23 protein-coding genes are annotated in these 21,443 nt (G+C 73.5%); 14 read left to right on the top strand and 9 right to left on the bottom strand.

Translation table 11 applies throughout. The annotated features are described in order from the left end of the window. Positions 1 to 151: 151 nt before the first annotated feature. Positions 152 to 1,573 carry a type I glutamate--ammonia ligase gene (gene glnA / locus JOF36_RS14175; protein WP_210027285.1) on the bottom strand — a complete coding sequence of 474 codons (1,422 nt, stop codon included), beginning with the start codon at positions 1,571 to 1,573 and terminating at the stop codon, positions 152 to 154. A gap of 188 nt (positions 1,574 to 1,761) precedes the next feature. On the opposite strand from glnA, the gene JOF36_RS14180 reads away from it, so the two are divergent. Then, positions 1,762 to 2,232 (top strand): RDD family protein, encoded by a 471-nt coding sequence (locus JOF36_RS14180; RefSeq protein WP_210027286.1) that lies wholly within the window; start codon positions 1,762 to 1,764, stop codon positions 2,230 to 2,232. Between the two features lie 4 nt (positions 2,233 to 2,236). Here JOF36_RS14180 and JOF36_RS14185 read toward each other — a convergent pair whose 3' ends face one another. Beyond that, positions 2,237 to 2,911, bottom strand: coding sequence for a GntR family transcriptional regulator (locus JOF36_RS14185; RefSeq protein WP_307862373.1), 675 nt, complete (start codon positions 2,909 to 2,911; stop codon positions 2,237 to 2,239). Positions 2,912 to 3,022: 111 nt separating this feature from the next. Between JOF36_RS14185 and JOF36_RS40855 the strand changes: the two genes are divergently transcribed. The 12 genes from JOF36_RS40855 (at position 3,023) to JOF36_RS14245 (ending at position 14,097) form a co-directional block, all read left to right on the top strand. Then, entirely contained in the window at positions 3,023 to 4,156 is a 1,134-nt protein-coding gene (locus JOF36_RS40855) for a LuxR C-terminal-related transcriptional regulator (RefSeq protein ID WP_210027287.1), read from the top strand. A 139-nt stretch (positions 4,157 to 4,295) separates the two neighbouring features. Beyond that, complete coding sequence (locus tag JOF36_RS14195; protein ID WP_210027288.1) at positions 4,296 to 4,697, top strand: GlcG/HbpS family heme-binding protein; 402 nt, start codon at positions 4,296 to 4,298, stop codon at positions 4,695 to 4,697. 46 nt (positions 4,698 to 4,743) lie between these two features. Beyond that, a complete protein-coding gene (locus JOF36_RS14200) occupies positions 4,744 to 5,169 on the top strand; it encodes a diol dehydratase small subunit (RefSeq protein WP_210027289.1) in 426 nt (141 codons plus the stop codon). A 3-nt stretch (positions 5,170 to 5,172) separates the two neighbouring features. Further along, positions 5,173 to 6,897, top strand: coding sequence for a propanediol/glycerol family dehydratase large subunit (locus JOF36_RS14205; RefSeq protein ID WP_210027290.1), 1,725 nt, complete (start codon positions 5,173 to 5,175; stop codon positions 6,895 to 6,897). Between the two features lie 34 nt (positions 6,898 to 6,931). Then, the gene (locus JOF36_RS14210; protein WP_210027291.1) at positions 6,932 to 7,507 is read left to right on the top strand and encodes a propanediol/glycerol family dehydratase medium subunit; all 576 of its coding nucleotides are present in this window, start codon (positions 6,932 to 6,934) and stop codon (positions 7,505 to 7,507) included. A gap of 10 nt (positions 7,508 to 7,517) precedes the next feature. Continuing rightward, entirely contained in the window at positions 7,518 to 9,374 is a 1,857-nt protein-coding gene (locus JOF36_RS14215) for a diol dehydratase reactivase subunit alpha (protein ID WP_210027292.1), read from the top strand. Further along, positions 9,371 to 9,820 (top strand): glycerol dehydratase reactivase beta/small subunit family protein, encoded by a 450-nt coding sequence (locus tag JOF36_RS40115; protein ID WP_210027294.1) that lies wholly within the window; start codon positions 9,371 to 9,373, stop codon positions 9,818 to 9,820. The genes JOF36_RS14215 and JOF36_RS40115 overlap by 4 nt, the downstream gene beginning before the upstream one ends. A 4-nt stretch (positions 9,821 to 9,824) precedes the next feature. Beyond that, positions 9,825 to 10,586 carry a (2Fe-2S)-binding protein gene (locus JOF36_RS14225; RefSeq protein ID WP_210027295.1) on the top strand — a complete coding sequence of 254 codons (762 nt, stop codon included), beginning with the start codon at positions 9,825 to 9,827 and terminating at the stop codon, positions 10,584 to 10,586. 369 nt (positions 10,587 to 10,955) lie between these two features. After that, positions 10,956 to 11,558: a DUF4178 domain-containing protein gene (locus tag JOF36_RS38930; protein WP_210027296.1), complete on the top strand. Its 603-nt coding sequence runs from the start codon at positions 10,956 to 10,958 to the stop codon at positions 11,556 to 11,558. Next, positions 11,555 to 11,971, top strand: coding sequence for a DUF4247 domain-containing protein (locus tag JOF36_RS14235; RefSeq protein WP_210027297.1), 417 nt, complete (start codon positions 11,555 to 11,557; stop codon positions 11,969 to 11,971). Before JOF36_RS38930 ends, JOF36_RS14235 begins: the two co-directional genes overlap by 4 nt. 37 nt (positions 11,972 to 12,008) lie before the next feature. Further along, positions 12,009 to 12,473 carry a DUF350 domain-containing protein gene (locus JOF36_RS14240; protein ID WP_210027298.1) on the top strand — a complete coding sequence of 155 codons (465 nt, stop codon included), beginning with the start codon at positions 12,009 to 12,011 and terminating at the stop codon, positions 12,471 to 12,473. Between the two features lie 40 nt (positions 12,474 to 12,513). Beyond that, the gene (locus JOF36_RS14245; RefSeq protein ID WP_245350827.1) at positions 12,514 to 14,097 is read left to right on the top strand and encodes a polyamine aminopropyltransferase; all 1,584 of its coding nucleotides are present in this window, start codon (positions 12,514 to 12,516) and stop codon (positions 14,095 to 14,097) included. An 18-nt stretch (positions 14,098 to 14,115) separates the two neighbouring features. Here the strand turns inward: JOF36_RS14245 and JOF36_RS14250 are convergent, their stop codons facing one another. The 3 genes from JOF36_RS14250 to JOF36_RS14260 are packed head-to-tail and all read right to left on the bottom strand — an operon-like array spanning position 14,116 to position 16,828. After that, positions 14,116 to 14,853 carry a DUF4191 domain-containing protein gene (locus JOF36_RS14250; protein ID WP_210027299.1) on the bottom strand — a complete coding sequence of 246 codons (738 nt, stop codon included), beginning with the start codon at positions 14,851 to 14,853 and terminating at the stop codon, positions 14,116 to 14,118. Between the two features lie 47 nt (positions 14,854 to 14,900). Further along, complete coding sequence (gene lipA / locus JOF36_RS14255) at positions 14,901 to 15,905, bottom strand: lipoyl synthase (RefSeq protein ID WP_210027300.1); 1,005 nt, start codon at positions 15,903 to 15,905, stop codon at positions 14,901 to 14,903. Next, the gene (locus tag JOF36_RS14260; protein WP_210027301.1) at positions 15,902 to 16,828 is read right to left on the bottom strand and encodes an SDR family NAD(P)-dependent oxidoreductase; all 927 of its coding nucleotides are present in this window, start codon (positions 16,826 to 16,828) and stop codon (positions 15,902 to 15,904) included. The genes lipA and JOF36_RS14260 overlap by 4 nt, the downstream gene beginning before the upstream one ends. 35 nt (positions 16,829 to 16,863) lie before the next feature. Between JOF36_RS14260 and JOF36_RS14265 the strand changes: the two genes are divergently transcribed. Then, complete coding sequence (locus JOF36_RS14265; RefSeq protein WP_210027302.1) at positions 16,864 to 17,796, top strand: LLM class F420-dependent oxidoreductase; 933 nt, start codon at positions 16,864 to 16,866, stop codon at positions 17,794 to 17,796. On the opposite strand, the gene JOF36_RS14270 is transcribed toward JOF36_RS14265, so the two are convergent. The 4 genes from JOF36_RS14270 to JOF36_RS14285 form a co-directional block, all read right to left on the bottom strand. After that, positions 17,797 to 18,291, bottom strand: coding sequence for an ArsR/SmtB family transcription factor (locus tag JOF36_RS14270; RefSeq protein WP_210027303.1), 495 nt, complete (start codon positions 18,289 to 18,291; stop codon positions 17,797 to 17,799). A gap of 36 nt (positions 18,292 to 18,327) precedes the next feature. Then, positions 18,328 to 19,053, bottom strand: a complete 726-nt coding sequence (gene lipB, locus JOF36_RS14275) for a lipoyl(octanoyl) transferase LipB (protein ID WP_210027304.1) — start codon at positions 19,051 to 19,053, stop codon at positions 18,328 to 18,330. 40 nt (positions 19,054 to 19,093) lie between these two features. Beyond that, positions 19,094 to 20,356 carry a protoporphyrinogen/coproporphyrinogen oxidase gene (locus JOF36_RS14280; protein WP_210027305.1) on the bottom strand — a complete coding sequence of 421 codons (1,263 nt, stop codon included), beginning with the start codon at positions 20,354 to 20,356 and terminating at the stop codon, positions 19,094 to 19,096. A gap of 73 nt (positions 20,357 to 20,429) precedes the next feature. Continuing rightward, entirely contained in the window at positions 20,430 to 21,320 is an 891-nt protein-coding gene (locus JOF36_RS14285; RefSeq protein WP_210027306.1) for a TIGR01777 family oxidoreductase, read from the bottom strand. Positions 21,321 to 21,443: the final 123 nt, after the last annotated feature.

Genomic DNA, 21,443 nt, shown 5'->3' on the forward strand with positions numbered 1-21,443 from the left:
CCGACTCCGCGAGGTCACTCCCGTGCGTGCTCGGAGCTCCACGCGCGACCGCATGACCTTGCCGGAAACGCGACGAGGACCGCCTGGTCGGCGGTCCTCGTCGGTGGCCTGGGTGCCCACCGCCGGTCAGGTCGACCGGCGGGCCGGCGGCTCACACGTCGTAGTAGAGGGCGAACTCGTAGGGGTGCGGGCGCAGCCGCAGCGGGTCGATCTCGTTCTCCCGCTTGTACCGGATCCAGGTCTCGATCAGGTCCGGGGTGAACACGCCACCCTCGAGCAGGTACTCGTGGTCGTCCTCGAGCCGGTCGATGACCGCCGAGAGGCTGGACGGGACCTGCGCGATGTCCTTGGCCTCCTCGGGCGGGAGCTCGTAGAGGTCCTTGTCGATCGGCGCGGCCGGCTCGATCTTGTTCTTGATGCCGTCCAGGCCGGCCATCAGCATCGCCGCGAAGGCCAGGTACGGGTTGCCGGACGAGTCCGGGCAGCGGAACTCGATGCGCTTGGCCTTCGGGCTGTCGCCGGAGAGCGGGATCCGGATACAGGCCGAGCGGTTGCGGGCCGAGTACACCAGGTTGACCGGGGCCTCGTAGCCCGGGACCAGGCGGTGGTAGGAGTTCACCGACGGGTTGGTGAACGCCAGCAGCGACGGCGCGTGGTGCAGCAGACCGCCGATGTAGTAACGCGCGATGTCGGAGAGCCCGCCGTAGCCGGACTCGTCGTGGAACAGCGGCTGCCCGTCCTTCCACAGCGACTGGTGCACGTGCATGCCCGAGCCGTTGTCGCCGAACAGCGGCTTCGGCATGAAGGTGGCGGTCTTGCCGTTCTGCCACGCCACGTTCTTCACCAGGTACTTGAAGAGCATGAGGTCGTCGGCGGCGTGGAGCAGGGTGTCGAACTTGTAGTTGATCTCGGCCTGCCCCGCGGTGCCGACCTCGTGGTGCTCGCGCTCCACGTCGAAGCCCGAGTCCTGCATGGTGCTGACGATGTCGGCACGCAGGTCGGCGTAGTGGTCGACCGGCGGGACGGGGAAGTAGCCGCCCTTGTAGTTGACCTTGTACCCGAGGTTCCCGCCGGCCTCCTCGCGGCCGGTGTTCCACCAGCCCTCTGCGGAGTCGATGTGGTGGTACGCCTGGTGCGGGTCGGTCCCGAAGCGGATGGAGTCGAAGACGTAGAACTCCGCCTCCGCGGCCATGAACGCGGTGTCGGCGATGCCGGACGCGCGCAGGTACTCCTCGGCCTTGCGCGCGATGTTGCGCGGGTCGCGGGAGTAGGGCTCACCGGTGACCGGGTCGTGCACGAAGAAGTTGACGTTCAACGTCTTGTGCTTGCGGAACGGGTCCAGCCGGGCCGTCGACGGGTCCGGGAACAGGGCCATGTCGGACTCGTTGATCGCCTGGAACCCGCGAACGGAGGAGCCGTCGAACGCGGCGCCGTTCTCCAGGAGGTCGCCGGCCGTCTTGGCGGGGACGGTGAGGTGCTGCATGACGCCGGGCAGGTCGCAGAACCTGATGTCGACGTACTCGACCTTCTCGTCCGAGATGTACTTGAGTACCTCTTCGGCGTTGCTGAACACTCTCTCGGGCTCCTTCAATCGCTGGTGGAGATCGTGGGTGACGGTAGGAGCGCCGTGTTGCTCACCCATCACTCGCCTGTTTCACCGACGTTAACTGGCCGGAGCGCGACAGCCGTCACAATGTGAGGCTCGATGTCGGAGAACCCGTCGGCAGCGGCCGCGTCGGTGCGGCGCCTAGGCTAGAAGCTATGGCCCGCTGGATCGAGTCCTGGCTCCCCGGTTCACCCACAGGGACCGACGGTGACGCCGGGCATCCCGGGAAGCAGTTCGGCCTGCCCGCCGCCGGGCACTTCTCCGTGGCGGGGGTCGGGCGCCGGATCGGCGGTGTGTGCCTCGACTGGCTGCTCGCCTACCTGCTGGTGCTGCTCGTGGCCGGCGTCGAGGCGATCGGTACCCCCGAGTTCGGCTGGTGGGTCCTCGGGACCTGGTACGTGATCACTGCGCTGACGGTCGCCGTCCTCGGGTCGACGCCCGGGCACCTCGCCCTCGGGATGCGCGTGGCGCGTACGGACATGGCCCAGCACGTCGGCGTGCCACGGGCGCTGCTGCGGACCGCGATGATCGCCGTCGTGCTCCCGGTGTTCTTCCTCGACCCCGACGGCCGGGGATGGCACGACCGGGCGAGCACGACCATTGTCGTCCGGGTCCTGCGCGGCTGACCGGTCACCCGGCGACGGGCGCGCCCAGCACCGACGCCCGCGTCCCGGCCAGGTGCCCACGCAGCGCGCGTTCGGCACCGTCCCGGTCGCGCGCCCGCAGCCGCTCCAGCAACGCGCCGTGCTCGGTGAGCAGCCTGCCGGCGCGGCCCGGGAACCGTCCGCCCAGCGCGCCCAGGTTCATCCGCAGCTGGCGGTCACGCAGGGTGCCGTAGACCTCGAGCAGGATGCTGCGGCAGCCCGCGGCCACCAGCACGGTGTGGAACTGCCGGTCGGCCTCGACGAAGGCCAGCTCGTCGCTTGCGGCCACCGCGGCAGCCTGGTCGTCGACGGCGGCGCCCATCGCCGCGGTCACCTCGTCGAGGACGTCGTCCGGGGCCGCGACGAGCCGGGCGATCGCGTGCGACTCGATGACGTCCCGTGCCTCGATCACGGCGTCGACCTCGCCTGCGGAGACCGGCACCACGAGCGCGCCGCGTTTCGGGAAGAGTTTGAGCAGGCCCTCGGCCTGCAGCTGCAGGAACGCCTCGCGTACCGGGGTGCGGCTCAACCGCAGCGGCTTCGCCACCTGGCCCTCGCTGATCAGCTCGCCGGCCGGCAGCGAGCCGTCGAGGATGCCGGCCTTGGCGAACCGGTACGCCCGCTCGGTCGCGGTGCCGGTCCCCACCACGTCGTCGCTCACGCCCGCATCATCGCCGACGGGCGCGCGCGGCGGGGCGGCCTTGCCTCACCGACCGCCGCGGGCCTACGTTCCGTGCACGCCATAGATGCATGATGGATCCGAGGAGGCCAGGTGACCCTCGGCCACGATGCGGCGCGAGACCGCGGTGGGATGCGGGACCGGGGTGCCGCGTGGGACCACGGTGCCGCGCGGGACCGGGGCGCGGCGCGGGACCACGGTGCGGCGCGGGACCGGGATGCGGCGGTGCCTGCCGTGCCACCTGCGGACGTGTACGCGTTGCTCGATGAGCTCGACCGCGTCGAGCGGGCGGTGGAGTCCGGGCTCCCGCCCACCGCGGCGCTGCAGCGTGCCCGCCGGCTGGCGCTGGAGCTGGCCGCCGGACCGGGGGCGCCGGCCCCGCAGCCCGCGCGCCGGCTGGTACCCGCCGTCCGGGCCGAGCTCGACCGGGCCGTGCGCACGCTCGGCGCCCGCGGCGGCGTCGTCACGATGGGGACCGAGCGGGTCCTCGACCCGGCCGTCGCGCACCGGGTGCTCGAGGTCGTCCGCTCGGTGCTCGACAACATCGTGCGGCACTCCGGCGCCACGACCCTGCGGGTGGGGCTGGTCTTCGATCCCGGGACGGTCCGACTCCTGGTCGAGGACGACGGCTGCGGGTTCGACCCGGCCGCCGTCGTGCACGCCGGGCTGGCCGGCGCCGCCGACGGTGTGCGGCACCTGGGCGGCGAGTTCGAGATCGACAGCACCCCGGGCTGGGGGACCCGGATCCGGACCCGGCTGCCCGAGCCACCGATCGCGCCGGCCCTGACCGGGTTGACCGCAGCCGAGCCGACCGCAGCCGGGTCGACCGCAGCCGAGCCGAGCGCAGCCGAGTCGACTGCAGGCGAGGCGACTGCAGCCGGGCCGACTGCAGCCGGGTCGACCGCAGCCGGGTCGGCCGCGGCCGAGTTGACCGCGGCCGAGCCGCCCGCGGGCAGAATGCCCGTGGACGAGCCGGCCCCGGGCCGTCCGGCCGCCCCCGTGCCACCGCGCCCGGACGTCCGCCGGAACGCGGCGCTGACCCTGCGCGAGCGGGAGGTCCGCGAGCTGGTCGAGCAGGGTCTGGCCGACAAGCAGATCGCCGGGCTGCTGCGGATCTCGGTCAAGACGGTGGAGAAGCACGTCAGCGCGATCCTGCGCAAGACCGGCGCCCGCAACCGCACGATGCTCGCCCGCTTCGGATCGGCCGGCTACGCCGAACGCAGCTGACCGAGTGGCCGGGGCCGACCTGGCCGGAAGGTGTGGGGGTAGGGACAGCCCTCATGTCGGCGACGTGCCCGCGGTCATAGCGTCGAGGCGCGCTCCCGGGACGGGCCCGGGCCGCACGACTCGACGAGGAGCACGCCGGATGCATCGTCTGACCCTGCAGGACGCGGAGAAGGCGCTCGCCGCCGGACTCGCCCGAGCCACCGAGATCGGACAGCCGATGAACGTCGCCGTCGTCGACGACGGCGGCCACCTGCTCGCCTTCGCCCGCCAGGACGGCGCGATCCGGGCGAGCATCGACATCGCCCAGCGCAAGGCCCGGACGTCGATCCTGATGAACCTGCCGACCGCCGCGCTCGGCCCGCTCGTCCAGCCCGGCGCCGAGCTCTACGGGCTCGAGCACACCTCCGGCGGGCTCGTCACCTTCGGCGGTGGCATCCCGGTCCACCGCGACGGCGAGATGGTCGGCGCGGTCGGCGTCAGCGCCGGATCGGTCGAGCAGGACGTCACCGTCGCCGAGGCCGCCGTCGCGGCGCTCGCCTGAGCCGGTCGGCGACGATGCGCCACCACACCCGACCCGAGGAGACCCGATGACCAGCACGCTCGGCCCGGCCGACTACCCGCTGTCGGTGAACCGACCGGACCTGCTGCGCACGCCGACCGGCAAGCCGCTGTCCGAGGTGACGATGGCCGCGGTCCTCGCCGGTGACATCACGAACGAGGACCTGCGGGTCAGCCCGGCGACGCTGCAGCTGCAGGGCGAGATCTCCGCCTCGGTGGGGCGTCGCCAGCTCGCCGAGAACATGCGCCGCGCCGCCGAGCTCACCGCGCTGCCCGACGACGAGGTGCTCGAGATCTACAACGCGCTGCGCCCGCGGGCGTCGTCGGGGCAACGCCTCGCCGAGATCGCCGACCGGCTGGAGACCGTCTACACCGCCCCCATCTGCGCCGCCCTGGTCCGTGAGGCCGCGCAGGTCTACGAGACCCGCGACCTGCTCGCCCGCGAAGGAGACTGACCGATGACCAGCACGCTCCCGTCTCCGGGATCCACCGAACCCACCGGCCCCCGCACGTCCAAGCGCACCGAGATGCTCGAGTCCCGCCCGGTCAACCTGGACGGCTTCGTCGAGGAGTGGCCCGAGAAGGGCCTGGTCGCGATGGAGAGCGACTTCGACCCGGCGCCGAGCGTCCGGGTGGCCGACGGGGTGATCGTCGAGCTCGACGGGCGCCCCCGCGCCGAGTTCGACTTCATGGACACCTTCATCGCCGACCACGCGATCGACGTCGACGTGGCCGAGCGGGCCAACGCCGTCCCGTCCGACGAGATCGCCCGGATGCTGGTGAACCCGACCGTCGGCCGGGCCGAGATCCTCGACCTGACCCGCGGGCTGACCCCGGCGAAGCTGCTCGACGTCGTCAAGCTGATGAACGTCGTCGAGATCATGATGGCGATGCAGAAGATGCGGTCGCGCCGCACGCCCGCCAACCAGGCGCACTCCACCAGCGCCCGGGACAACCCGATCCAGGTCGCCGCGGACGCCGCCGAGGCCGCGCTGCGCGGGTTCGCGGAGCTGGAGACCACCCTCGGCGTGCTGCGCTACGCCCCGCTGGTCGCGATCGGCCTGCAGATCGGGGCGCAGGCCGGGCGCGGCGGGGTGATCACCCAGTGCGCGCTGGAGGAGGCCACCGAGCTCGACCTCGGCATGCGCGGCATCACCGGCTACGCCGAGACGATCTCGGTGTACGGCACCGAGTCGGTGTTCGTCGACGGCGACGACACCCCGTGGTCGAAGTCGTTCCTGGCCAGCGCGTACGCCTCGCGCGGGATCAAGATGCGCTTCACCTCCGGCACCGGCTCCGAGGTGCAGATGGGCAACGCCGAGGGCCGCTCCATGCTCTACCTGGAGATCCGCTGCATCCTGATGGCCCGCGGCGCCGGGGTGCAGGGATTGCAGAACGGCTCGATCAGCTGCATCGGGGTTCCGGGCGCGGTGCCCGGCGGTATCCGGGCGGTCGCGGCGGAGAACCTGATCTGTTCGATGCTCGACCTGGAGTGCGCGGCCGGGAACGACCAGTCGTTCTCGCACTCGGCGATGCGCCGCACCAGCCGGTTGATGCCGCAGATGCTGGCCGGGCAGGACCTGGTGTGCTCCGGGTTCTCCGGCGTCCCGAACTCGGACAACATGTTCGCCGGGTCCAACCTCGACGTCGAGGACTACGACGACTGGAACACCATCCAGCGCGACCTGCAGATCGACGGCGGGCTGCGGCACGTGCGGACCGAGGAGATCCTCGCCGTCCGGGACAAGGCCGCCCGCGCGCTGCAGGCCGTCTTCGCCGAGCTCGACCTGCCGCGGATCAGCGACGAGGAGGTCGAGGCCGCCACCTACGCCAACTCCAGCGCCGACTACCCGCTGCGCGAGGTCCTGGAGGACCTCAAGGGTGCCCAGTCGGTGATGGACCGCGGCATCACCGGCCTGGACCTGGTCCGGATCCTCGAGCGGACCGGTTTCCCGGACATCGCCGAGAACTACCTGCAGGTGCTGCGCCAGCGAGTGGCCGGTGACCTGCTGCAGACCGCGGCGATCCTCGACGCCGACTTCGTGCCGCAGGCGGCGATCAACGACGCGAACGACTACGCCGGGCCCGGCACCGGCTACCGGCTGACCGGTGAGCGCTGGGAGCAGCTCAAGAAGCTGCGGCACGTCACCAGCGCGGACAACCCCGAGGAGGAGATCTCGTGACCACCCCCGGCCCCTCGACCTCGGAGGCACTGCGATGACCGAGCCCACCACCCCGTCCCTGCGCGAGGTCGGTCCGGCCGCGCGCGGCACCCGGCCCGACGAGGTCGTGATCGCCCTGTCCCCGGCGTTCGCCGGCTTCTTCACCAAGACGATCGTCGACGTCCCGCACGCCGAGGTGCTGCGCCAGCTGATGGCCGGTGTCGAGGAGCAGGGCGTGACGTCGCGGCTGATCCGGGTCCGGGACACCGCCGACCTCGCGGCGATCGCGCACACCGGCGCGAAGCTCTCCGGGTCGGGGATCTGCGTGGGGCTGCTGTCGCGCGGCACCACGATGATCCACCAGAAGGACCTCGCCCGGCTGTCGAACCTGGAGCTGTTCCCGCAGTCCCCGCTGCTCGACGCCGAGGTCTTCCGCGGGATCGGGTCCAACGCCGCGCAGTACGCCAAGGGGGAGTCGCCGCAGCCGGTGCCGACCCGCAACGACCAGATGGCCCGTCCGCGGTGGCAGGCCAAGGCGGCGTTGCTGCACCTGAAGGAGTTCGACCAGATCCGGGCGGGCGAGAAGCCGGTCGAGGTGGTGCTGGACTCCGTGCTCAGCGACGCGGGCTGAGGGGTACGGCGTGGAGGACGGTTCGCGGCTGGTCGTGGGCGTGGACATCGGGAACTCGACGACCGAGGCGTGTGTCGCCTCGATCGGCGCCGACGGCGTGGAGTACCTGGGGACCGCGCTCACCCGCACGACGGGGGTGAAGGGGACCCCGGACAACACCGCGGGCGCGGTCACCGCGGTCCGCCGGGCGCTGGAGGGGGCCCGGCGCGACCCGGCCGACCTCGACCTGGTGCTGCTCAACGAGGCCACCCCGGTGATCAGCGGCCTCGCCATGGAGACGATCACCGAGACGATCATCACCGAGTCCACGATGATCGGGCACAACCCGTCGACCCCCGGCGGGCAGGGCACCGGCGTCGGCACGACGGTCCCGATCGACGACCTCACCGACCCGGCGGGTCCGGTGCCGGACGGCCCGGCGATCGTCGTCGTGCCGCGGGGGTGGGACTTCGACCGGGTCGCCGCGGTGCTGAACCGCGCCGTCGGGCGCGGGCTGGAGCTCGTGGCCGCCGTGCTGGCCCAGGACGACGCCGTGCTGGTCGCCAACCGGCTCACCGCCGCGGTCCCGATCGTGGACGAGGTGGGTGCGGTGGACCGGGTGCCGCTGGGGATGGCGGCCGCGGTCGAGGTCGCCGCACCGGGCCGGACGATCCGGACGCTGTCCGACTCCTACGGCCTGGCATCGGTGTTCGCGCTGGACCCGGAGCAGACCCGGCAGGTGGCACCGGTGGCCCGGGCGCTGACCGGGAACCGCTCGGCGGTCGTCGTCCGGACCCCGAGCGGGGACGTCCGCGACCGGCGCGTCCCGGTGGGGGAGCTGGTCCTGACCGGTGCCGGGAAGACGCTGCGGATCGACGTCGACGCCGGTGCCGAGGCGATCATGGAGCTGCTGGGCCGGGTGCAGCCGCTCGACGACGCCACCGGCGAGCCCGGCACGCACGTCGGCGGCATGCTCGCCCAGGTCCGGGACACGATGACCGACGTGACCGGGCAGCCGGCCGCCGAGATCCGGATCCGGGACGTGCTGGCCATCGACACGTTCGTCCCGCGGGAGGTGCGCGGTGGGCTGGCCGGTGAGGTGTCGCTGGAGAACGCCGTCGCGCTCGCCGCGATGGTGCGCACCAGCCGCAGCCGGATGCAGGTCGTCGCCGACCGGGTCGCCGCGGTGCTGGGCTGCTCGGCGCGGATCGGCGGGGTGGAGGGGCAGATGGCGGTGCGCGGCGCGCTGACCACCCCGGGCACCGACCAGCCGATCGCGGTGCTCGACATGGGCGGTGGCTCCACCGACGCGGCCCTGCTCACCCGGGACGGCGTGTGCACCGCCGTGCACGTGGCCGGCGCGGGGGAGCTGGTCACCAAGCTGATCGACTCCGAGCTCGCGCTCGACGACCGGGAGACCGCCGAGCAGATCAAGTGGTACCCGCTGGCGAAGGTGGAGAGCTTCTTCCACATCCGGCACGAGGACGGCTCGGTGCAGTTCTTCACCGAGCCGCTGCCCGCGCACGTGTTCGCCCGGGTCGTGGTGATGACCCCGGACGGACCGGTCCCGGTACGGACCCGGCACTCGATCGACCACGTCCGGCGGATCCGCCGGGAGGCCAAGCGGCGCGTGTTCGTCGTGAACGCGCAGCGGGCGTTGCACCAGGTCGCGCCGGGTGGGTCGCTGCGGATGCTGGACTTCGTCGTGCTGCTGGGCGGCTCGGCGCTGGACTTCGAGATCCCGGAGATGATCTCCGGCGCGCTCGCCGGGAACGGGATCGTCTGCGGGACCGGGAACGTGCACGGCACCGAGGGCCCGCGCAACGCCGTCGCGTCCGGCCTGGTCGACGCGCACGCGGCCGCGCCGGTCGAGGAGCTCGCGTCGTGAGCCGCCGCGGCGAGCCCGCCGGACGAGACGGCAGCGCGCCGGAGCCGCCGTCGGTCGTGGTGCGCCACCACCCGGACGCTCCCGCCGCGGTCCTGCGGGAGGTGCTGGCCGGGGCGGAGGAGGAAGGGGTGCCCGTCGCCGCGTGGCCCGACCCGACCGCCACGACCGGCCCGCCCGGGGACGCCTGCGCGGTCGCCCTGGCCCACCGGGCGGCCCGCCGGTCCCAGCTCGACTCCGGCGTCGGTGTCGACGTGCACGGCGCCGTCGCGGTGCACCACGCGAAGCTCCCGCCGGACCGGCCGGCATTGACCGAACCCCCGCCGGCTCCGTCCGCTGTGCCCGACCCGTCACCGGTCCCTCCCGGTCGGCGGGCCGGGGCCGCGGCGGCCCGGATCGTCACCGGCCTGCCGCTGCCCCTCGGCGCGGCCGGCCCCGGGGACCCGTGATCGGATGACCACCGAACACCGCATCCCCTCCGCCACGGCCGTGCTCGACGAGCTCGCCACGATCGGACCGTTCTTCGAGGTGCGCGCCCTGGCCGCGGAACGGGCGGCGGGGCACCCGGTACGGCCGTTCTCCGCGGTGCTGGCCCCGCGGGCACTGGTCGGCCGGGTCGAACACACCCGGGCCGCGCTCGGTGCCGAGCTGCCGCTGGGCCGCCGGATCGCCGCGTCGATCCTGCTACAGGCGATGGCGGCGAAGCTGGTGTCCGGGCCGCTGGCCGCGCTCGCGCTGCGGGGTGCGGTGCTCGACGTCCGCCCGGAGACCCTGTGGTGGTCGGCGACCCCGGCCGGTGACGCCGTCGCGCTCGATCCGCTGCGGATCACCCACGCGCCGCGGCCGGATGCACGCCTGCTCCATCCGGTCGTCGACGGGCTGCTCGACCCGCTGGTCGACGCCGTCGGCACCCGGTTCGGGGTGTCCGCGACGGTGCTGTGGGGCAATGTCGCGTCCGCGGTTGCCGGCGCGAAGCGGGTGCTCGACATCGGACGCCCGGACGCCGCGGACGCGGTGGCCATGGTCGCAGGCGACCTCCTGCGGCATCCACGACTGGCCGGTACCGGGGAGCAGCGCCCACCGGTGCCGCCGGACCAGGGGTGGACGTTCCGCCGCCGTTCCTGCTGCCTCTACTACCGGGTGCCGGGCGGCAGCATCTGCGCCGACTGCGTGCTGACGAACCGGCCCCCGCACGGCGGCGACCCGCCCCGCTGACTCCCCGCCCCGTCGTCGCCGCGTGATCACCCGTTGAGGAGTGCAGCGCACGTGAGACGAACGCTGCGCTCCTCAACGGGTGATCACCGGGTCGTGGTGGCCCAGCAGAAGGGGTGTGCCCCGCGTGAGGGGTACGTGAGCGCTGCGCGGGCGTGATCGAACCGCTCTCGTGCGCCCCTCGCCACCGGCCCCGCACGGCGACGACCCGCCTCGCTGACGTCCCGTCACCGCCGGGTGATCACGCACGGACTCGTGCTGCAGCCCCCGGGACGGCACAGACCTGCAACGTTCCGCCGTACCGTCGCCGACCGGACACACCGGGACGATAGGGTCACGCCGCACTGATCAACCGAACCGTGGAGTCGATTCGTGATCGAGTTCCTGCTCGGCGTGCTGGCGGTCGTCGCCGTCGTCGTGGTCGTCGTCCTGATCCTGCGATCACGGTCGTCGGCCGGCACGTCCGCGCCCCGGCGCACCGATCCGCTGGCCAACGAGCCGGATCTCTACGACCCGCACCGGATCGGGGTGGGGGACGTCATCACCTACGCCGGGGTCGATCACGTCGTTCGCGGCACCATCGTGCTGGAGGAGGGCGGTGTGCAGTGGCGCGAGCACCTGCTCGACTCCTCGGCCGGCCGTCCCTGGCTCAGCGTCGAGGACGACGAGGGCGAGCTGGAGATGGTCCTCTGGACCAGGCGCGAGGACGCCGCCGGCCTCGTCCCGGACGGTGACGTCGTCCTCGACGACCGGGTGCACCGCCAGATCGAGCGGGGCCGCGCGTCGTTCACCGCCGAGGGCACCACCGGAACCTCCGCGACGGGGTCGGTCGACTACGCCGACTACGCGACCGCCGACGGCACCGGCCTGCTCGCGTTCGAGCGCTGGGCGGCGACCCAGTCCTGGGAGATCTCCACCGGCCGGGCGATCTCCCGTGGCGAGCTCGTCGTACTCCACTCGGCACCGCCTGAATGAGCGGGCGGGTCCGGGCCGGGACACGGCTCGCGTGCGTGCTGCTCGTCTGCGCGCTGCTCGGCGGTTGTGGGATCGGCACCGACGTCCGTGACGTGATCGAGGATCGCTACCCGCTGCAGCAGCGCACCGGGGACACGGCCGTCTACACCTCGAACGAGCCGGTGAGCAGCACCGCCGCGGCCATCGCGGGTGCCGTCCGCCCGGCCGCCCGGTCGACCGACCGCGGTGCCGAGTACCTGCGCTACGACGACGACATCGTGATCGTCAGCCCGGCACCGGCCGGGAGCACCGTCCAGGTCGAGGACCTCGACGGCCGCTACCGCGGCGGAGCGTTCGTCTTCCTCGGTCCCGGGTTCCGCCCGGGCTCCCCGGCCGCCGGGGGCTTCGGCGGCGGACCCGGAGGCATCAAATGACCGATCTCGCCGGACCGGCGACCCGCAGGAGTGACTGGTGAACACGACGAATCTGGCAGTGGAGTTCGGACCGGTCTCGGGTGACCTGCTCGGGCAGGGGGTGATCGCCACCCTGCTGTACTTCGTGATCGGTTTCGCCGTGCTCGGTCTGGGCTTCCTGGCGCTCGACCTGATCACCCCGGGGGATCTGCGGACCCAGGTCTACACCGACCGGAACCCGAACGCCGCGGTCCTGCTGGGGGCCAACCACCTCGCCCTGGCGATCATCGTCGTCACGGCGATCCTGACCAGCGCCGACTCGCTCGCCCAGGGCCTGGTCGACTCGGCGGTGTACGGGCTGCTGGGCGTGGTGCTCCAGGCCGTCGCGCTCCGGCTGCTCGACGTGTTCGTGCCCGGCCACCTGCGGAACCTGGTCAACGAGCCGCGGTTGAACGGCGCGGCGTGGGCGGTCGGCGCCAGCCTGGTGGCGATCGGTGCGGTGAACGCGGCCGCCCTGTCCTGAGGACCGGTGGGCCGGTCCGTGCCGGAAGGAGGCTGACGCCATGACGGCCGAGCCGACCGAGCAGCAGGTGCCGCCCGTGCTCCGCCGCCGTGGGCGCGCACTGCTGCTCGCCGCCGTCGCCGCGTGCGCCGCCTGCGGGCTGACCTACGAACTGGTGCTGCTGACGCTGTCGACCGGGCTGACCGGGGGCGGGATCACCCAGACGTCACTGATCGTCGCGGGCTACGTCGCGGCGCTGGGCGCGGGTGCCCTGCTGGTCAAGCCGCTGCTGGCGCACGCGGCCACGGTGTTCGTGGCGGTCGAGATCCTGCTCGGGCTGCTCGGCGGGCTGTCCGCGGTGGCCCTGTACGTGACGTTCTCCTACTACGGCACGGACACCGCGGTCCTGATCATCGCGACCGCGGTGCTCGGCGCGCTGGTCGGCGCCGAGGTCCCGCTGCTGATGACGTTGCTGCAGTCCGGCCGGTCCGGCACCGACGCGACGGGAACCGGGCGGGTGCTGGCCAACCTGAACGCCGCGGACTACGCGGGGGCGTTGCTCGGCGGGCTCGCGTGGCCGTTCCTGCTGCTGCCGCTGGCCGGCCAGATCCGCGGCGCGGCGCTGATCGGCGTGGTCAACCTGGTCGCCGCCGCGGTGCTCGCCGCGTTCCTGCTGCGCCGGGCGATGAGCCGACGGGCCCGGTGGGGGGCGACCGTGGCCCTGCTCGTGGCCGCCTCGCTGCTCGGCGGGTTGATCGCCACCGCGGCCGACGTCGAGGTGAACGCGCGGCAGCGGCTCTACGCCGATCCCGTGGTCGTCGCGGAGCGCACCGCCTACCAGGAGGTCGTGCTCACCGAACGCGACGGGGACACGCGCCTGTACCTCGACGGGGACCTGCAGTTCTCCAGCGAGGACGAGCACCGCTACCACGAGGCGCTGGTCCATCCGGCGCTGTCGCAGGACCCTGGGCGGGTTCTCGTCGTGGGTGGCGGGGACGGGCTGGCCGCGCGCGAGGTGCTGCGGCACCCGTCGGTGCGCGAGGTGGTGCAGGTGGAGCTGGACCCGGCGGTGCTCGAACTGGGCCGGACCCGGCTCGCCGGGCTGAACGGCGACGCCCTGAACGACCCCCGGATGCAGGTCGTGGTCGACGACGCGTTCCGCTGGCTCCGGGAGCGGGCGGTCGGCGCGGCCCCGGAACCGGCCGGCTTCGACGCCGTGATCGTGGACCTGCCGGACCCGGACACCCCGGCGCTGGGGCGTCTCTACTCCACCGAGTTCTACGGCCTGGTGCGCGCCGCGACCAACCCGGGCGGGCTGGTGGTGGTGCAGGCGGGCAGCCCGTACTCGACGCCCGCGGCGTACTGGCGCACGGTCTCGACGATCCGGTCGGCCGGGTGGGCCGTCACCCCGTACCACGTGCACGTGCCGAGCTTCGGGGACTGGGGTTTCGCACTCGCCCGGGTGGGTCCGTCGCCCCCGGTCCCCGGCCTCTCGGCGCAGGCACCCGCGATGCGCTACCTCGACGAGGCGGTGCTGCGCGCCGCCGCGGTCTTCCCCCGGGACCGGCGGCCGCAGGAGCTCCCGCCGAGCACGCTGGACCGTCCCCGGATCGTGGAGGACCTGCGGCAGGGCTGGAGCTCGTGAACCGAGCCGGGAAAGCGCTCAGCGGCGGCGGACCGCGCGCTGGACGCTCCGCATCTTGGCGCCCTGGGGCATGGGGCCCTTCGGCATCGCCGCGGTGCGGTTGCCCAGCGCGTTGAGCTTGCCCTCCAGCGAGTCCATCTCCGCGGCGGAGATGTTGCGGGGCAGCTTCATCAGGTGGCGCTGCAGGCCCCTGAGCGGGACCTGCCCCTCCTCGTTCCCGACGACCACGTCGTAGATCGGGGTGTTGCCGGCGACCCGCGCGGTGCGCTTCTTCTCCTGCGCGAGCAGGGTCTTCACCCGGTGCGGGGCGCCCTCGGCGACGAAGATGATCCCGGGCCGCCCGATGACCCGGTGCACGGCGTCGAGGTGCGTGTTACCCGCGATGCCCTGGGTGATCCGCCACTGCCCGCGCATGTTGTCCAGCGCCCAGCCTCCGGCGCCCGGCTGTCCCTCGGCCTTCACGTAGATCGACTTCTGCACCCGGCGGCCGAAGATGCTGAACGCCGCCAGCCCGCCGATGGCCACGCCGAACGGGACGAAGAACCAGGTGAGCCCGAACAGCCAGCCGACGAGGGTGAGCAGCGCGATCGAACCGACGAAGACGCCGATCATGATCGGGAGGAGTTTCTTGTCCTCCTTGCGCTGCATCTGGAACGCCTGCCAGATCTGCTGGCGACGCTGCTTCGACGCGGCCTTCTTCTGGGCCTTGAGCGCCTTCTTCTCTTCGGGCGTGGGCTTGCGGGGCTTGCCGGGCATGCGTCCAGCCTACTTCTGGGCGGTGATCAATGGTGCGAGCAGGTGTCTCAGCTGCGCGCGAGCAGGGAACTGGCCTCCTGCGTGGCCGGGCCGGAGTCGACCAGGTGTGCCAGGTCGGGGTGCAGTTCCTGGCCGCGGTGCGCGACGGTCTGGGCGTAGAGCCGCCCGGCCCGGTACGACGAACGCACCAGCGGGCCGGCCATGACACCGGCGAACCCGATCTCCTCGGCGGCCTTGGAGTGCTCGACGAACTCCTCGGGCTTCACCCACCGCTCGACGGGGTGGTGGCGCTTGGTCGGGCGCAGGTACTGGGTGATCGTGATGATCTCGCAGCCGGCCTCGTGCAGGTCGCGCAGCGCCTCGGTGACCTCGTCCGGGGTCTCGCCCATGCCCAGGATCAGGTTCGACTTGGTCACCAGGCCGTCGGCGCGGGCCTTGGTGATGACCTCGAGCGAGCGCTCGTAGCGGAACGCGGGCCGGATCCGCTTGAAGATCCGGGGGACGGTCTCCACGTTGTGCGCGAGCACCTCGGGCCGGGTGTCGAACACCGGGCCGAGCTGGTCGTCGCGGGAGTTGAAGTCCGGGATCAGCAGTTCGACGCCGGTGCCCGGGTTCATCTCGTGGATCTTGCGGACGGTCTCGGCGTAGAGCCAGGAGCCGCCGTCGTCGAGGTCGTCGCGGGCGACACCGGTGACGGTGGAGTAGCGCAGCCCCATCTGGCGCACCGACTCGGCGACCCGGCGGGGCTCGTCGACGTCGAGGTCGGTGGGACGGCCGGTGTCGATCTGGCAGAAGTCACAGCGCCGCGTGCACTGCTCACCACCGATCAGGAACGTCGCCTCCCGGTCCTCCCAGCACTCGTAGATGTTGGGGCAACCGGCCTCCTCGCACACCGTGTTGAGCCCGCCCGAGCGGACGAGGCTCTTGAGCTCGGTGTACTGCGGGCCGGTCCGGGCGCGGGTGCGGATCCAGGACGGCTTGCGCTCGATCGGGGTCTCGCTGTTACGGACCTCGAGACGGAGCAGTTTGCGGCCTTCGGGTGCGACGGTCACGCGTTCACCCTACGCCCGGGGTCCGGTGTGACGCCGGTCGCCGCAGCGGTGGCCCGCCACAGTCGTCCGGCGAGTACCGGGTCCTGGGCGGCGGCCGACCGGCGCGCCGGCCCGGCCGGTCCGCGCAGCTCACCGGGCCCGGAGGGGCCCAGGTAGTCGCCACCGTGCACCGGCCCGGTGGCGGCGGCGAGCTGCGGCGCGGTGCCGTCCTCGACGGGCTGGACGAGCCACCGGTCCGGCAGCGAGTAGATCCGGCCCTTCCACGCGCCGCGGCCGCCGCGCCGGAACGAGTTCGCGAGCAGCGACGACTCGGTCATCCCCGGGTGCGCGGCCACCGACAGCACCGGGTCGCCCGCGAGGCGCAGCCGCCGGTCGAGCTCGGCGGTGAACAACAGGTTCGCCAGCTTCGACGCCCCGTACGCACCGTTGGGGGAGTAGCGGCGGCGGGTCCGGTACAGGTCGGTGGGGTCGAGCCGGCCCATGGCGTGGCCCAGGCTGGAGGTCGTCACCACCCGGGAGGGCTGCTCGTGGTCCCCGGCCGCGCGCAGGGCCGGCATCACCAGCCAGGTCAGGGCCGCCGGACCGAGGTGGTTCGTCCCGATCTGCAGCTCGAAGCCGTCCGCGGTCGCGGCCCGCGGCCCCATCGCGACGCCCGCGTTGTTGACCAGGATGTCGAGCCGGTCGCCGGTGCGGTCCCGGACCTCCGCGGCGGCGGTCCGCACCGACGCCAGGTCGGCGAGATCGAGCAGCACGAGCTCGCCGCCCGCCCGTTCCGCGGCGGCCTGCCCGCGGGCGGTGTCGCGCGCCGTCATCAGCACCCGGGCCCCGGCTCCGGCGAACGCGGCGGAGAGGGCGGCGCCGAGCCCGGACGTCGTCCCGGTGACGAGCACGGTACGGCCGGTGAGATCGGGGAGCGGGTGCACGGCGCGACGGTAGCGGGCCGCTAGCGTGCTGCGGCGTGGACTTCCGGATCTTCACCGAACCTCAGCAGGGCGCGACCTACTCCGATCTCCTGCGGGTGGCGCGCACCACCCAGGACGCGGGGTACGACGCGTTCTTCCGCTCCGACCACTGGGTCGCGATGGGCGACGGCGACGGCCTGCCCGGGCCGACCGACGCCTGGATGACGCTGGCCGCGCTGGGCCGCGAGACCGAGCGGATCCGGCTGGGCACACTCGTCACCAGCGCGACGTTCCGGCTGCCCGGACCGCTCGCCGTCGCCGTCGCGCAGGCCGACGAGATGTCCGGCGGCCGGGTCGAGCTCGGCCTCGGCACCGGCTGGTTCGAGGCCGAGCACACCGCCTACGGCATCCCGTTCCCGCCGCTGCGGCAGCGTTTCGAGATCCTCACCGAGCAGCTGGAGATCCTCACCGGGATGTGGGCGACCCGGCCCGGCGAGCGGTTCACCCACCGCGGGGAGCACTACACGGTCGTCGACTCGCCGGCCCTGCCGCGCCCCGTGCAGGACGCCCCGCCGGTGATCGTCGGCGGGATGGGACGGGCGAAGACGCCCGCGCTGGCGGTCCGGTTCGCCGCCGAGTTCAACGTCCCGTTCCAGGCGCCCGACGCCACTGCCGAGCAGTTCGGCCGGGTCCGCGACGCCTGCCGCGCGGCCGGCCGCGACCCGGCGGAGCTGACGTACTCGGTGGCCCAGATGCTCTGCCTGGGCCGCGACGACGCCGAGGTCGCCCGCCGGGCCGACGCGGTGGGCCGCGACGTGGCCGAGGTCCGCGAGAACTGCCTCGCCGGGACCCCCGGCGAGATCGTCGACCGGCTCGGCACCTGGGCCGAGCGGACCGGCACCACGCGGGTCTACCTGCAGATCCTCGACCTGTCCGACCTGGACCACCTGGAGGACTTCGCCTCGCTGGTCGTGCCCGAGATCAGCTGATCAGCCGGTCCCCAGCTGCCCCCCGATGTCGGCGGCGGCCGTGAGCAGGACCAGCGCGGGCACGACGGCGCGCGGCGCGATCCGGTAGCTGCCGCGGCCGTCCTGCTCGACGAGTCCGGCGTGGGTCAGTGCCTTGAGGTGGTGGTAGAGCTGCCCGGTCGAGGCCAGCTCCGCGACCTCGGTGAGCTCGGCCGTGCCGCGCGGGCCGTGCAGCAGGCCGCGGACGATCCGGACCCGCACGGGGTGGCCGAGCGCGGCGAGTACGGCGGTGCGGGGCTCGTCGTCCAGGGCCAGGGTCGCGGCGACGTCGTACTCGACGGTCCAGGCGATCTCGCCGTGCAGGGCGACCTCGCCCGAGTAGCGGACGGTCCCGGCCCCGGAGGCCGCGGCACCCCCCGTCCCGCGGCCTCCGACGTCCCGCTCGCCGATCCGCTGTTCGAGTGCGACGACCCGGTGCTCCAGGTCGGACAGACGGCGGTCGGCGTCAGCGGTCACAGGAAGGATACTACGGAACTACGGAAGAACGTGCGATCAGCCCAGCCCGGACATCAGATCGACCATCCGGGCCACCCGGTGCTCGGTGACCGGCAGCCGCCCGTCGAGCGCGTCGAGCACGGCGACGGTGACGGCATCGGAGATCTCGTCGATCGTGATCTCGCGGCCGAGCTCGGTGGTGAGCGTGCTGACACCGGCGTCGGCGATCCCGCACGGCACGATCTTGCCGAAGTCGCCCATGTCGGCGTTGCAGTTGATCGCGAAGCCGTGCTGGGTGATCCCGCCCTGGATGCGCACGCCGATCGCGGCGATCTTGCGCTCGGGGGTGAAACCTTCAGCGGGCAGCCAGACCCCGGAGCGGCCCTCGATCCGCCCGGCCTTCTCCAGCCCGAGCTCGTGACAGACCCGGATCAGGGCCTCCTCCAGGCGCCGCACGTAGTCGACGACGTCCATCGGCTCGCCCAGTGCCACGATCGGGTACCCGACCAGCTGCCCCGGCCCGTGCCAGGTGATCCGGCCACCGCGGTCGACGTCGATCACCGGGGTGCCGTCGACCGGCCGGTCCTCGGGCCGGGTGCGCCGGCCCGCGGTGTAGACGGGCGGGTGCTCCAGCAGCATCAGGACGTCCGGTCCGGAGCCCTCCTTGCGGGCCGTGGCGTGCGCGCGCTGGGTGTCCCACGCGGCGAGGTACTCGACGCGCCCCAGCTGGTCCACGCGGACGGGGTCGGTTCCGGCACGGCAGCTCAGGTGCGGGGCGGGCATGGCGCCGAGGTTACTCCCGGCCCCGCGGACCGGGATCCGGTCAGGTCCGCACGCCCAGGCGCGCGAGCACCGCCTGCGCCGCGCGGCGCCCGGACACCAGCGCGCCCTGCGTCGACGGGGTGTCCCGATGGTCGCCCGCGACGAACAGGTTCCGGCCCAGCTCGACGTCGCGCTGCACCGGGCGCCCGGCTTCGAGCAGCGGCAGCGCCTCGTCGATCTGCGCGGTGTGCAGGTGCGCCCAGTCGTCGGTGGGCACGCCCCAGATGCGGGCGAGCTCGCGGCGCACGGCGGGCTCGTCGATACCGCTACCCGCGGGCGTCCCGACGATCGAGGAGGCGACCAGCGGGCGCCCGTCGGCCGAGTAGCCGGGAGCGGCGGCGGTCAGGACCGTCGTGCTCGCCACCGGGCCACCGGTGCCGTCGAGGTGCAGCAGCGGTTCCGCGCAGGGTGGCAGCGGCGGCACGTGGAAGAACGTCGTGAGCGCGTTCATCCGGGGCTCGGCCACGCCGGGCAGCAGGGCCGCGGCGGTGCGCGGGTCGGCCGCGACGAGCACGGCGCGGGCGGACAGCGCCCCCTCGTCGGTGTCCACCGACGGCGCCGGGCCGCCGTGCACGGCGTGCACCCGCACCCCGAGCGAGACCGTCCCGTCCGGGAGCGCCGCGGCCAGCCGGCGGGGGAGGGCCTCCATGCCGTCGTCCGGGACCAGGATCCGGCCGAGCGCGAAGCTGCGCCACACCAGCCGGACGAACGCCGCCGACGTGTCGAGGGCCGTCTCGCCCAGCACCCCGGACAGGAACGGCCGCAGGAACCGGTCGGTGACCGCGCCACCCAGGCCTGCCGCGTCCAGGTCGTCGGCACCGGAGCGGCCGACCAGGGTCGCGGTCCGCGCCGGCGGGGACGCGAGCACCGCCGCCGTCCAGGCCACGAGCCGGGCCTTGTCGATCGGGCCGAACAGGTCGTCGGTCGCGGTCCCGACGGCCGAGGAGGGCCGGCGCAGCGGGTTGACGAAGCGGTGCAGCTCGCCGTCGCCCGCCCGGATCGCCGCGCCCGGTTCGAACGCGCGGGCGCCGAGCGAGTCGAACCCGTGCGGGGCGAGCGCGGCCCGCAGCGCGGGGTAGGACGAGTTGAGGACCTGGAAGCCCCGGTCGCAGCGGAACCCGTCGATCACGTCGGTGGCCATCCGGCCGCCGACCCGGTCGGACGCCTCCAGCACGCGGACCGCCAGCCCGTGGTGGTGCAGCACGGTCGCCGCGCGCAGCCCCGCGAGGCCCGCGCCGACGACCAGGACGTCCGGGGTACTCACGAGTCCTCCTCGCTGGCGCTCGTCGGCCGCGTTCGCGGTACTGCTGTGCTGGATGGTGAGCTCGCGAGCTCGCTCACGTGCCGACCGCGGCCGACAGCGCGTCGCCGACCGTGTGGTGGCGGAACCGGAACCCGGCGTCGAGCAGCGCCTTCGGGACCGCCCGCTGCCCGCTGAGCAGCGTCTCCCGGCCCATATCGCCGAGCACGCCCGCCACCACCGGCCCGGGCACGACGAACGGGGTCGGGCGCCCGACGGCCTTGCCCAGCTCCGTGGTGAACTCGGCGTTGGTGACCGGCACCGGCCCGGTGACGTTCGCCGGGCCGGACAGGGCCTCGGTCTCGACGGCGAACCGCAGCGCGGACACCTGGTCGTCCAGCGACACCCAGGCCAGGTACTGGGTGCCTTTCCCGATCCGGCCCCCGAGGAAGCTCCTGAACAGCGGGCGCATCATCGCGAGCAACCCGCCGGACGGGGAGAGCACCAGGCCGGTGCGGACCAGCACGACCCGGGCGCCGGCGTCGGCGGCGGGCGCGGTGGCCGCCTCCCAGTCCCGGCAGACGTCGGCGAGGAACCCGCTGCCCGACGGCGCCGACTCGTCGGTCACGTGGCCGTCGGTGTCGCCGTAGTAGCCGACCGCCGAGCCGCTGACCAGGACCGGCACCTTGTGCCGCGCCACGGCGGTGGCCAGGACGTCGGTCGGGACGTTGCGCGAGTCCCGGATCAGCTGTTTGCGTGCCCCGCTCCACGGCCGGTCGGCGAGGCCGGCCCCGTTCAGGTTCACGACGGCGTCGACGCCGTCCAGCGTGCCGTCCTGCAGCGTGCCCGCCGGCGGGTCCCAGCCGCGTTCGTCGGGGGCGGCCGGGGGCCGTCGCACCAGGCGCAGCACCTCGTGCCCCGCGCCCCGTAGATGGGCGACCAGGGCTGTTCCGATCAGTCCGGACGAACCGGCCACGACGACACGCACGGCGGCGATCATTCCCGGTTCGGTGCTGGTGCGCGACCCGGACCGGCCGCGACGGTGATCACCGTGGCAGCCGGGCGGGTGACGGGGAGCGGCCCGCCCCGGTGGGTACCGGGACGGGCCGCG

This window comes from Pseudonocardia parietis, assembly GCF_017876315.1.
In the GTDB taxonomy this organism is placed as follows: Bacteria; Actinomycetota; Actinomycetes; order Mycobacteriales; family Pseudonocardiaceae; genus Pseudonocardia; species Pseudonocardia parietis.

Excerpts from the sequence above, each read along its gene's own strand:
- JOF36_RS14180 (WP_210027286.1), top strand. The coding sequence starts at position 1,762 with ATGGCCCGCTGGATCGAGTCCTGGCTCCCCGGTTCACCCACAGGGACC.
- JOF36_RS14195 (WP_210027288.1), top strand. The coding sequence starts at position 4,296 with ATGCATCGTCTGACCCTGCAGGACGCGGAGAAGGCGCTCGCCGCCGGA.
- JOF36_RS14200 (WP_210027289.1), top strand. The coding sequence starts at position 4,744 with ATGACCAGCACGCTCGGCCCGGCCGACTACCCGCTGTCGGTGAACCGA.
- JOF36_RS14205 (WP_210027290.1), top strand. The coding sequence starts at position 5,173 with ATGACCAGCACGCTCCCGTCTCCGGGATCCACCGAACCCACCGGCCCC.
- JOF36_RS14210 (WP_210027291.1), top strand. The coding sequence starts at position 6,932 with ATGACCGAGCCCACCACCCCGTCCCTGCGCGAGGTCGGTCCGGCCGCG.
- JOF36_RS14225 (WP_210027295.1), top strand. The coding sequence starts at position 9,825 with ATGACCACCGAACACCGCATCCCCTCCGCCACGGCCGTGCTCGACGAG.
- JOF36_RS14235 (WP_210027297.1), top strand. The coding sequence starts at position 11,555 with ATGAGCGGGCGGGTCCGGGCCGGGACACGGCTCGCGTGCGTGCTGCTC.
- JOF36_RS14245 (WP_245350827.1), top strand. The coding sequence starts at position 12,514 with ATGACGGCCGAGCCGACCGAGCAGCAGGTGCCGCCCGTGCTCCGCCGC.
- JOF36_RS14250 (WP_210027299.1), bottom strand. The coding sequence starts at position 14,853 with ATGCCCGGCAAGCCCCGCAAGCCCACGCCCGAAGAGAAGAAGGCGCTC.
- lipB (WP_210027304.1), bottom strand. The coding sequence starts at position 19,053 with ATGCCCGCCCCGCACCTGAGCTGCCGTGCCGGAACCGACCCCGTCCGC.